Genomic DNA, 10,840 nt, shown 5'->3' on the forward strand with positions numbered 1-10,840 from the left:
CGCCGGGGAGACGTCAGCCCGCTGCCGGCACCCGATCGGCGAGGATCGCTCGTCGCTGATCACCCACGCGAGTGAGGATCAGCGTCGCGGTCTGCTCGCCCCGCAGCGCCAGCTTCTTGCGGAAGGCCGCGGGGTCGATGTCCATGCCGCGCTTCTTGATCTCGAGGGATCCGATGTCGTTCGCCTTGAGGACTGCGCTGATCGCCTTCGGGTTCGCCGGCATCGTCTCGCGCACCCGGAACGACTGCACGAACGGACTGGTGACCGCGGCGTCAGAGGTGAGGTACGCGATGCGCTCGTCGAGCATTCCCGCGTCGAGGCTGCGCGCGACATCGCCGATCAGACGCGCCCGGATCACCGCCCCGTCCGGCTCGTGCAGGAACGCGCCGAGTTCCCGCACGGGCTCGTCGACGGCGTCGGCGCCTGCGGTGAGTTCATGTGAGCGCTCGCCGCGGATCACGAGGGCGGAACGGCGGATGCCGTCGCGGGCGAGTGCGCGCGTCCAGAGCACGAGCTCGACCACGCTGCCGTCTGCGCTCACCCACTGCGCCTCGGCGTCGACGGGAAGCGAATCGCGGTCGTGACCGGGACCGAGCTTGATGCCCGTCGATGTGCGCGAGGCCACATCGAAGGCCCAGTCCAGCGGCGGAGAGTAGTCATCGGACGAGACCCGGCGCGTCTCGCTGTGCCCGGCGGTGCGGCGGGCCGGATCCATCCAGATCGCCTGGTTCTCGTGGCCCTCGACGGGCACGTGCGCCTCGGCCGTGCCGTGGATCACCCTCGCGCTGTCTCCGAGAGGCGCCAGGTTGTACGCCGCGATCGCCGAGGTCACCTCGTCGGCGTCGACGGCGACGACGTCGAGCCCTGCACCGGCGAAGGCAAGAGAATCCCCGCCGATGCCGCAGCCGAGATCCGCGACCCGAGTGATGCCGGCGCGGCGCATCCGCTGGGCATGCCGGGCGGCCACGCCCAGCCGTGTCGCCTGCTCGAGTCCGGCCCGGGTGAACAGCATCCGGGCCGCGAAGTCGCCGAACTTGCCTTTCGCCTTGGTGCGAAGTCGTGCCTGTCCGACCACGGCCGAAACGAGCTCGGGCGAGTGGCCGGCCGCACGCAGCCGGGATACGATCCGAGCGACGTCGGCGACCTCGTCGACGGGGCCGAGTTCATCCAGCGCCTTCAGGCCCTCGGGGGTGAGCAGTGCGCGCAGCTCGGAGATCTCCACTGCCCCAGCTTAGGCGGCGGGCTGTTCGCCGCATTGGCACTCGCATTGCGTGAGTGCCAGCGGAACGCCTAGACTGGATTAGCACTCTCGGGTTGAGAGTGCGAAAAGTCTTCCTGTCAGCGTCAAGAAAGAAGAGGTAGACCGTGTCGGTTTCCATCAAGCCGCTCGAGGACCGCATCGTCATCAAGCAGGTCGAGGCCGAGCAGACCACCGCGAGTGGCCTGGTCATCCCCGACACCGCCAAGGAGAAGCCCCAGGAGGGCGAGGTCGTGGCCGTGGGCCCCGGCCGCATCGATGACAACGGCAACCGCGTTCCGCTCGACGTCGCCGTGGGCGACCGTGTGCTCTACAGCAAGTACGGCGGCACCGAGGTGAAGTTCGGCGCAGACGAGTACCTCGTCCTGTCGGCTCGCGACGTGCTCGCAGTCGTCGTCCGCTGAGACAACGTCTTCGGAAGGCCCGGATGCATCACGCATCCGGGCCTTCCTGCGTGTTCGGCCACCGGTGCATCGATTCCTGCCAATGTCCGGATGGCGGGTCTCGTGGGGCGGAGGCGGCGCGGCGACGGGCATAGGGTTGTGCGGTGACCCCGACGAACGCCGCCTCCCGAGCCACTCAGACGGCGGGAGTCGCGTACGCGGGGGGAGCGTATCTGCTCTGGGGCGTGCTGCCCCTCTACTTCCTGCTGCTCGTGCCCACCGGTCCGTGGGAAGTCGTCGCGTGGCGCGTGCTGCTGTCGTTCGTCTTCTGCCTGCTCCTCCTCACCGTGATGCGCGGCTGGGCCGCCTTCGGCGTCATCGTCCGACAGCCGAGGCTGCTGGGATGGACGGCTCTGGCGGGTGTCCTGATCTACGTCAACTGGCAGGTGTTCCTCATCGGAACCCTCTCCGGGAACATCGTGGAGACCAGCCTCGGCTACTTCATCAACCCGATCACCACCGTGCTGCTCGGGGTGTTCGTGCTCAAGGAGCGCATTCGCAGGCTCCAGTGGGCGGCGATCGGCATCGCGGCGGTCGCCGTGATCGTGATCGTCCTCTTCTACGGCGAGTTCCCGTGGATCGCCCTCTCGCTGACCGCCTCGTTCGGCGTCTACGGACTCATCAAGAAGAAGATCGGCCCCGCGGTCGATGCGGTCAGCGGACTCACGCTCGAGTCGTTCTGGCTGATCCCGATCGCCGTCGTGCAGCTGATCCTCGTCGCCGCCACCCCCGCCGGGATCACGATGGGCTCGCACGGTGCGTGGCATGCGGTGCTTCTCGCGTTCGCCGGTGTGGCCACGGCAGTGCCCCTGCTGCTCTTCGCCGCGGGCACCCGGCGCATCAACCTCACCGTCATCGGGATGATCCAGTTCATCACCCCCGTCATGCAGTTCATCATCGGCGCGGTCGTGCTCGGCGAGCCGATGCCGGCCGAGCGGTGGGCGGGCTTCATCATCGTCTGGGTCGCGATCCTCGTGTTCCTGATCGACCTGCTGCTCGCCGCGCGTCGCGGACGCCGGATCGATCAGCCGACACTCGTCTGAACTCCCGGTTCATCCGTCCGGAAACTCGGTGTCGGATCGTTAACGCACCGAAACATCGGCGACCCCTACGGGAAGCCTTTCAGTCCTAGTGTTAGAGCACCCGACCGTGGTCACAATCCACGGCCAGTCACGCAAGGGAGCATCATGACCTCATTCACGCGCTCGCGCAGCGCCAAGATTCTCGCCGGAGTCGCGCTGCTGAGCGTCTCGGCGATCGTCGTCGCAGGCTGCAGCGGCACGCCCTCTGAGGAGCCGTCCGACGGTGGCGGCGGCGGCGGATCGTCGGCCGACCTCACGCTCGAGCTCGGCTCGCTGCTGCCGCAGACCGGTTCGCTGTCGTTCCTCGGCCCGCCCATGGAATCCGGCGTCGGCCTCGCGGTCAAGGAGGTCAACGATGCTGCTGCCGGCGTCACGATCAACCTGACGGCTGAAGACGAAGGCGACACCGACACCAAGGCCTACGAGACGTCGATCAGCAAGCTCCAGGGCGCGGGCGTCACCGCCATCGTCGGTGCCGCGGCGTCGGGCGTCTCCCGCCTGATCCTCGACGGAAACGTCAGCGCCGGCATCCTGCAGATCTCGGCCTCGAACACCGGCCCGGACTTCACCGACTGGGACGACAACGGTCTCTACTTCCGCACCGCGCCCAGCGACCTTCTGCAGGGTGAGGTCCTCGGCAACCTGATCGCCGAAGACGGACACAAGACCCTCGGCGTGATCTACCAGAACGACGCCTACGGAACCGGACTGTTCGACAACATCAAGTCGACGTTCGAGAACGCGGGTGGCGAGGTCGTCGCTGACGCGTCGTACAACGTCGGTGACGGTCAGTTCGACGCACAGGTCGAGACGATCAAGGCTCAGAACCCCGACGCCGTCGCGATCGTGTCGTTCGACCAGTTCAAGACCATCGCCCCGCTGCTGGTCAACGCCGGCATCTCGCCCGACAAGTTCTACCTCGTCGACGGAAACCTGTCGGACTACGGCTCCTCGCCCGACACGAACTTCCCGTTCTCGCTCGAGGGCGCACAGGGCACGAAGCCGGGACCGGCGCTCGAGGACGACTTCACCGACCGTCTGCAGACGTTCTGGACCGGTGAGGGCAACCCCGAGGTCAACGACTTCACCTACGCAGCCGAGGCCTACGACGCGGTCGTGCTCGTCGCACTCGCGTCTCTCGCCGCCGGTTCGACCGAGGGCGCGGACATCGCTGCGAAGATGGCCGAGGTCTCGGGCGGCAGCGGAGACGGTGAGAAGTGCACCAGCTTCGAGGACTGCGCGGCGATCATCAACGACGGTGGAACCGCCGACTACGACGGCTACTCCGGCGAGATCACGTTCGATGAGAACGGCGACCCGCAGGGTGCGTCGATCGGCACGTACGAGTACGGCGCCGACAACCTGATCTCCCGCACCAACTGATCACGAGCGAAGGCCCCGGATCCTCGATCCGGGGCCTTCGTCGTGTGCGTGCCCGCTGCGCGGGGGGACAGAAGAGGGGCGGATGCGAGTCGCATCCGCCCCTCTGTCGTGGGAGCCCTCAGGCGGCGTCGGTGCCGAGAGTTCCGAGGTAGAGACCGATGACCTTCGGATCGTTCAGCAGGTCGCGTCCGGTGCCCTCGTACGCGTCCTTGCCCTGGTCGAGCACGTAGCCGCGGTCGCAGATCTGCAGGCAGCGCCGCGCGTTCTGCTCGACCATGATCGTCGTCACGCCCGCCTTGTTGATGTCGGAGACGCGGATGAACGCATCGTCCTGACGCACGGGGGAGAGGCCGGCGGAGGGCTCGTCGAGAAGCAGCACCGACGGATCCATCATGAGTGCCCTCGACATCGCCACCATCTGCCGCTCGCCGCCCGAGAGCGAACCGGCGCGCTGCTTGAGGCGCTTGCCGAGCTCGGCGAAGATGCCGGTGACGAACTCGAGTCGCTCGGCGTAGATCTTGGGGTTCTGATACAGCCCCATCTGCAGGTTCTCCTCGATGGAGAGCGAGGGGAACACATTGTTCGTCTGCGGCACGAAGGCGACGCCCCGCTTGACGAGCTTGTCGGCCTTCAACCCGATGATGCTCTCTCCGTTCACGGTGATCTCGCCGCTGCGGACGTTCACCATCCCGAAGATCGCCTTCAGCAGGGTCGACTTGCCGGCGCCGTTGGGGCCGATGATGCCGATCAGCTCGCCCTGTCGGGCGACGAGGTTGGCGCCGTTGAGGATGTTCACACCGGGCAGGTAGCCCGCGTGCACGTCCTTCAGCTCGACGACGATGTCGTCCGTTCGCGGTGCCGCAGCGGAGGTCTCGGCGCTCATGCGTTGTCCTTCTGGTCGTGATCCGGCGTGCTCGTCGCTTCGAGCTCCGCCTCGGCTTCTGCTTCGATCTGCTCGCGGAGCTTGGCGGCGGTGGCGTTCTCGATCACGGGGATGCGACCGGTCACGGCACCGAGATCGAGGTCCTGGTGGGCGCCGAGATAGGCGTCGACCACGGCCGGGTCCTCCATGACCTCGTCGGGCGGGCCCTCGGCGACGACCTTGCCCTCGGCCATGACCACGACCCAGTCGGCGATGTGGCGGACCATGTGCATGTCGTGCTCGACGAACAGCACCGTCATGCCCAGGCCCTTGAGGTCGAGGATGTGATCGAGGAGCGACTGGGTCAGCGCCGGATTGACGCCGGCCATCGGCTCGTCGAGCATCACCAGGGTCGGATCGCTCATGAGCGCTCGCGCCATCTCGAGGAGCTTGCGCTGGCCGCCCGAGAGCGCCGCGGCGAAGTCCTTCTCCTTGGCGTCGAGCTTGAAGCGGGCCAGCAGCTCGCGGGCCTTGACCTCGATTTCCTGATCCTGCTTGCGCCACAGGAACGGGAACAGGCTCGACCAGAAGCCCTCGCCGCGCTGTCCCGGAGCACCGAGCTTCATGTTCTCGAGCACGGTGAGCAGCGACAGCGACTTGGTCAGCTGGAACGTGCGCACCTGTCCCATGCGCGCCACCTTGAAGGAGGGGACGCCCGAGAGGCTCGTGCCGTCGAACGACCAGGTCCCGCTGTTCGGCTTGTCGAAACCGCAGAGCAGGTTGAACAGGGTCGTCTTCCCTGCTCCGTTCGGGCCGATCAGAGCGGTGATGGCGCCGCGAGGGATCTCGACGTGGTCGACGTCGACGGCCGTCAGACCGCCGAAGCGCCGCTGCACGGCATCCGCGATCAGGATGGGATCGACCTTCGGCACGCCGGGGGCCGCAGGGCCCTTGGCGAGTCCGGTGGTCTTCGGTCGGCGGATGCTCCCGGTCGCGGGCGCCGTCTGGGCGCTCTCGTCGGGGGTCAGTTCATTTGACAAAGGTCATCTCCCTCTTGTCTCCGAGGATGCCCTGAGGTCGGAAGATCACGAGCAGCATCAGGGCGATGCCGACGAAGATGAACACCAGGGTCGAGGCCTGGCTGTCGGACATGGGCAGGATTCCGGACCGCGCCATCGCCGGGAGCAGGTTCGCCATGAAAGCGAAGACGACCCAGAAGAGGATGGCCCCGAGTGTCGGGCCGAACACGGTGGCCGCGCCGCCCAGCAGCAGGATCGTCCACAGGAAGAACGTGAGCGAGGTCGTGTAGCTGCCCGGCACGACAGCCGAGGGGAGGACGAAGACGATTCCTCCGGCTGCGCCGATCACGCCACCGACGACGAGCGCCTGCATCTTGTAGGCGAAGACGTTCTTGCCGAGCGAGCGCACGGCATCCTCATCCTCGCGGATTCCCTTGAGGACGCGCCCCCACGGGCTGCGCATGAGCGACCAGACCAGCAGGATGGCGACGAGCAGCACGATGAGTCCGAACACCCGGTTCCACAGGTCGTTCGCGCTGTAGGTCCACGGTCCGAAGCCGTAGGTGCCCGGCGGGAATGGATTGGCGTCGCGGAACCCGCCGTTGAACTGCGCGAGACCGTCGGCCGAGTTGGTGTACTCGTCGAAGATCTGGGTGGTGAAGAGCAGTCGTACGATCTCACCCGCGGCGATCGTCGCGATGGCGAGGTAGTCGGCGCGGAGCCGCAGCGTCGGGATGCCGAGGAGGACTGCGAAGAACGCGCCCCCCAGGAGACCGATGAGCATGCCGACCCACCAGGGGAGCCCGAAGGTCAGCACGGAGATCGCGTAGCCGTATCCGCCGACCGCCATGAAGGCGGCCATGCCGAAGTTGAGCAGGCCCGCATAGCCGAAGTGCACGGCCAGACCGGTCGCCGCCAGCGCGTAGGCGAGGGTGACGGGGCTGAACAGATAGACGGCTGTGTTCGAGAAGATGCTTCCGAAGTCCATGGCGATCAGCCCAACCTTTCCCTGCGTCCCAGCAGGCCCTGAGGTCTGACGAGGAGGATCACGATGAGCACGACCAGGGCGCTCGCATACTTCAGATCCGAGGGGATCCAGAGGGTGGAGACCTCGACCGCGATGCCGACGATGAGGGAGCCGACGAGCGCACCGAACGCCGTGCCGAGCCCGCCGAGGGTGATGGCGGCGAAGATGAGCAACAGCATCTGCATGCCCATGTCCCACTTCACGCCGGGGCGGAAGTAGGCCCAGAGGATGCCGGAGATGGCGGCGAGCGTGCCGGACAGGATCCAGACGTAGCGCACGACCTTGTCGACGTCGATGCCGGATGCTGCGGCGAGCTGCGGGTTGTCGGAGATGGCGCGGGTCGCCTTGCCGATGCGGGTGCGGGTGAGGAAGAACGCGACGCCCACGATCACGACGATGCTGACCACGATGCCGATCAGGTCGATGTAGGACAGCGAGATCGGACCGAACCGGAACGGCTCGGGGCTGGCCCCGGGGAGCTGGCGAGTGCCACCACCGATCATGTACTGGAACGCATAGCGCAGGGCGAGAGACAGACCGATGCTGACGATCATCAGCTGCACGACACCGAGGCCTCGTCGTCGCAGCGGACGCCAGATGCCGGCATCCAGGGCCCAGCCGAAGAGACCGCCCCCGATCACGGCGGCGATGATGCCGAGCCACAGCGGCAGATGCCAGAAGCTCGTCGTCACGAGGGCGACCAGGCCGCCCCAGGTGACCATCTCGGCGTGAGCGAAGTTCGACAGCCGCGTCGTGCCGTAGATGAGCGCCGCGCCCATGGAGGCGAGCGCCAGCAGCAGACCGAAGTTCAGGCCGCCCACGAGACGTGAGAGGAGCTGGTCGATGAAGGACGTCGTCATCCTCTCGCCCTCACCGAGGAAGAGGTTGAGGATCTTCGTGCCGGTCAGGCCGAACTCGACCTCGAACGACGCCGTCGTGCCGGCGATGGGCTGAGTGCCCTCGGGCAGCTGCGCCGCATCGACGATCACGCCGTCGGGGAGGGTCTCCTCGTCGACGGTGAGCGTGTACGTGTCCTTCTCGGGCACGTACAGGCGCCACTTGCCCTCGGCGTCGGTCTCGGTCTCGCCTTCGAAGCCGCCGCCCTCGATCGTCATCACGACGCCTTCGACGGGGTCGTCATCGAAGGTGATGACACCGGCGAAGTAGAAGTCTGTGATCTCCTGGCCGTCGTCCGTTTCTTCGGCGGAAGCCGCAGCCGGAGGCTGCAACCACAGGAAAGCGATGGCGAGGAGCGACGCGAGCAGGATGATGACCCACCGCATTCCGCTTCGATTCGCCGAGATCGTCGGACGCACAGAACCTCCAGCCCAGTACACAGGCCATGACGGAGTTGTTCATCGGCCCTGATGTACGACGGTATGAGCGTAATGTGTCGGCTCTGTTTCGACCAAGGCACGATCTGCTCACGGTGAGAACGATCCCATCACGAAGTTGCGAAATACCGATAGGTCACCCGGGGCGTCCTGCGCGCGATGTCAGCGGGCGCAGGGAATTTCCTCAGCCGCTCCGCACTTAGAATTGGTACACCCTCGCCCCAGATCGCGCCCGCAGGAGGACTATCCATGGACCAGCACGACCCCTTCGGCTTCGTCGGACTCACGTACGACGATGTGCTGCTCCTTCCCGGGCACACCGACGTCATCCCCAGCGAGGCAGACACCTCGTCGCGGATCACTCGCCGTATCTCGGTCGCGACTCCGCTGCTCTCCAGCGCCATGGACACGGTCACCGAATCCCGCATGGCCATCGCGATGGCGCGAGAGGGCGGCATCGGCATCCTGCACCGCAACCTCTCCATCGCCGATCAGGCGGCCCACGTCGACCGCGTCAAGCGCAGCGAGTCGGGCATGATCACCGACCCGATCACGACGTCGCCCGACGCGACCGTCGAAGAGGTCGACGCGCTCTGCGCCAAGTACCGCATCTCCGGTCTGCCGGTCGTCGACCCCGACGGCCGCCTCGTCGGCATCATCACCAACCGCGACATGCGCTTCGTCTCGGGCTTCGAGCGTCAGACCACCTTCGTGAAGGACGTCATGACGTCGGAGGGTCTCGTCACCGCACCGGTGGGCGTCGCCGCCGGCGAGGTCATCGCCCTGTTCGCGCATCACCGTGTCGAGAAGCTGCCGCTCATCGATGAGGACGGCAAGCTGGCCGGTCTCATCACCATCAAGGACTTCGACAAGAGCGAGAAGTACCCGCTCGCCACGAAGGACGACCAGGGTCGTCTGCGTGTCGGCGCGGCCATCGGCTTCTTCGGCGATGCCTGGGAGCGCGCAGAGGCGCTGCGCGACGCCGGAGTCGACGTCCTCGTCGTCGACACGGCCAACGGCCAGTCACAGGGCGTGATCGACCTCGTCACGCGGCTCAAGGCGGACGAGAGCTTCGCGCACATCGACGTCATCGGCGGCAACGTCGCCACCCGCGAGGGCGCTCAGGCGCTCATCGACGCAGGTGTCGACGCGGTCAAGGTGGGTGTGGGGCCAGGCTCCATCTGCACGACGCGCGTCGTCGCCGGCGTCGGCGTGCCCCAGGTCACGGCCGTCTACGAGGCGTCGCTCGCCGCACGTCCGGCCGGCGTCCCTGTGATCGCCGACGGCGGTCTGCAGTACTCCGGCGACATCGCCAAGGCGCTCGTCGCGGGTGCTGACGCCGTGATGCTCGGCTCGCTGCTCGCCGGCACCGACGAGTCGCCGGGCGAGATCGTCTTCCAGTCGGGCAAGCAGTTCAAGCAGTACCGCGGCATGGGCTCCCTCGGGGCCATGCAGACCCGCGGCAAGCAGACCTCGTACTCGAAGGACCGCTACTTCCAGGCCGACGTGCCCAGCGACGACAAGCTGATCCCCGAGGGCATCGAGGGCCAGGTGCCGTATCGCGGCCCCGTGTCGGCCGTCGCGTATCAGCTGGTCGGCGGACTGCGGCAGTCGATGTTCTACGTCGGAGCCCGCACCATCGAAGAGCTCAAGCAGCGCGGCAAGTTCGTGCGCATCACCGCGGCGGGTCTCAAGGAGTCGCACCCGCACGACGTGCAGATCGTGGTCGAGGCGCCGAACTACAAGCGCTGAGACGAATCGAGAAGGGGCCGGATGCGATCGCATCCGGCCCCTTTCTCGTTCGGCCGCGAACTCAGCTGCAGGTGTAGGTGACTCCGCCGACCTGCCACACGCCCGGACCGAGGTCGGCGCACATCGCGAACAGGTTCGCGAAGACGCTCACGAGCACGATGATGCCGATGATCCAGATCACGGTGATGACGGCGCCGACCGCGATTCCCGCGATGGCGAGGCCGCGCGGTGCCCCGGCCCTGCCGAGCCTGACGGCGGCGACGATGCTCAGGATCAGTCCGAGCGGAGCGATGACGAAGGCCAGGACGAGTCCCGCGACCGCCAGCCCCTGCCCGGCGGGGGAGGTGTACGGCGTGGGCTGTCCCGGGCCGGCCACCGGGTAGGCGGCAGGATCCACGGCGGCATCCGCCGGTCGCGCTCCGTCCCACGCGGGAGGGCTGTACTGCGGGTCTTCGGGCCGCGTCGAGTCGGTCATGGTCGCTCCGTTTCGAGAGGGGCGGCCGTCCGCAGACCGCTTTCATCCTCGAGAGTACTGAGGGAGCAGCCGTGGCCGCCATCGCGGCGGTCTGTTGATATGCCAGTATTTAGAGACACCCGCTCGACTTCCCCTCGAGCTCCCGGCGCGAAGGGCGCAGGGAGTGCTACGCCGGCCGCTGACCGGCAGGGGACTTCCCCACTGA

10 protein-coding genes are annotated in these 10,840 nt (G+C 67.0%); 4 read left to right on the forward strand and 6 right to left on the reverse strand.

Features of this window, described 5'->3' with window-relative positions:
• Nucleotides 1–13 precede the first annotated feature (13 nt).
• Nucleotides 14–1,222, reverse strand: a complete 1,209-nt coding sequence (locus LQZ85_RS13530) for a class I SAM-dependent methyltransferase (RefSeq protein WP_230101009.1) — start codon at nucleotides 1,220–1,222, stop codon at nucleotides 14–16.
• A gap of 143 nt (nucleotides 1,223–1,365) precedes the next feature.
• Here LQZ85_RS13530 and groES point away from each other — a divergent pair, with 143 nt between their 5' ends.
• From groES to LQZ85_RS13545, 3 genes are all read left to right on the forward strand, one after another.
• On the forward strand, nucleotides 1,366–1,662 hold the full coding sequence (groES, locus tag LQZ85_RS13535; protein ID WP_039394204.1) for a co-chaperone GroES: 297 nt from the start codon (nucleotides 1,366–1,368) through the stop codon (nucleotides 1,660–1,662).
• Between the two features lie 143 nt (nucleotides 1,663–1,805).
• Entirely contained in the window at nucleotides 1,806–2,744 is a 939-nt protein-coding gene (gene rarD / locus LQZ85_RS13540; protein ID WP_230101010.1) for an EamA family transporter RarD, read from the forward strand.
• Nucleotides 2,745–2,888: 144 nt separating this feature from the next.
• On the forward strand, nucleotides 2,889–4,166 hold the full coding sequence (locus LQZ85_RS13545) for an ABC transporter substrate-binding protein (RefSeq protein ID WP_053098955.1): 1,278 nt from the start codon (nucleotides 2,889–2,891) through the stop codon (nucleotides 4,164–4,166).
• A 118-nt stretch (nucleotides 4,167–4,284) separates the two neighbouring features.
• Here the strand turns inward: LQZ85_RS13545 and LQZ85_RS13550 are convergent, their stop codons facing one another.
• From LQZ85_RS13550 to LQZ85_RS13565, 4 genes are read right to left on the reverse strand one after another with little or no spacing between them, the layout of a single operon-like run.
• Nucleotides 4,285–5,049: an ABC transporter ATP-binding protein gene (locus LQZ85_RS13550; RefSeq protein WP_053098956.1), complete on the reverse strand. Its 765-nt coding sequence runs from the start codon at nucleotides 5,047–5,049 to the stop codon at nucleotides 4,285–4,287.
• Complete coding sequence (locus LQZ85_RS13555; RefSeq protein WP_053099395.1) at nucleotides 5,046–6,011, reverse strand: ABC transporter ATP-binding protein; 966 nt, start codon at nucleotides 6,009–6,011, stop codon at nucleotides 5,046–5,048. Before LQZ85_RS13555 ends, LQZ85_RS13550 begins: the two co-directional genes overlap by 4 nt.
• Before the next feature lie 46 nt (nucleotides 6,012–6,057).
• Entirely contained in the window at nucleotides 6,058–7,035 is a 978-nt protein-coding gene (locus tag LQZ85_RS13560) for a branched-chain amino acid ABC transporter permease (protein WP_053098957.1), read from the reverse strand.
• A gap of 5 nt (nucleotides 7,036–7,040) precedes the next feature.
• Nucleotides 7,041–8,357, reverse strand: a complete 1,317-nt coding sequence (locus LQZ85_RS13565) for a branched-chain amino acid ABC transporter permease (protein WP_042539449.1) — start codon at nucleotides 8,355–8,357, stop codon at nucleotides 7,041–7,043.
• Between the two features lie 300 nt (nucleotides 8,358–8,657).
• Between LQZ85_RS13565 and guaB the strand changes: the two genes are divergently transcribed.
• Nucleotides 8,658–10,160, forward strand: a complete 1,503-nt coding sequence (gene guaB, locus LQZ85_RS13570) for an IMP dehydrogenase (RefSeq protein ID WP_053098958.1) — start codon at nucleotides 8,658–8,660, stop codon at nucleotides 10,158–10,160.
• 61 nt (nucleotides 10,161–10,221) lie between these two features.
• Here guaB and LQZ85_RS13575 read toward each other — a convergent pair whose 3' ends face one another.
• Nucleotides 10,222–10,635 carry a hypothetical protein gene (locus LQZ85_RS13575; RefSeq protein ID WP_230101011.1) on the reverse strand — a complete coding sequence of 138 codons (414 nt, stop codon included), beginning with the start codon at nucleotides 10,633–10,635 and terminating at the stop codon, nucleotides 10,222–10,224.
• Nucleotides 10,636–10,840: the final 205 nt, after the last annotated feature.

The organism is Microbacterium sp. Bi98, from assembly GCF_918698045.1.
Taxonomy (GTDB): domain Bacteria; phylum Actinomycetota; class Actinomycetes; order Actinomycetales; family Microbacteriaceae; genus Microbacterium.

Bases quoted from the DNA above. Each gene is read 5' to 3' on its own strand.
- LQZ85_RS13565 (WP_042539449.1), bottom strand. From the start codon at position 8,357: ATGCGGTGGGTCATCATCCTGCTCGCGTCGCTCCTCGCCATCGCTTTC.
- LQZ85_RS13560 (WP_053098957.1), bottom strand. From the start codon at position 7,035: ATGGACTTCGGAAGCATCTTCTCGAACACAGCCGTCTATCTGTTCAGC.
- LQZ85_RS13550 (WP_053098956.1), bottom strand. From the start codon at position 5,049: ATGAGCGCCGAGACCTCCGCTGCGGCACCGCGAACGGACGACATCGTC.
- guaB (WP_053098958.1), top strand. From the start codon at position 8,658: ATGGACCAGCACGACCCCTTCGGCTTCGTCGGACTCACGTACGACGAT.
- LQZ85_RS13545 (WP_053098955.1), top strand. From the start codon at position 2,889: ATGACCTCATTCACGCGCTCGCGCAGCGCCAAGATTCTCGCCGGAGTC.
- LQZ85_RS13575 (WP_230101011.1), bottom strand. From the start codon at position 10,635: ATGACCGACTCGACGCGGCCCGAAGACCCGCAGTACAGCCCTCCCGCG.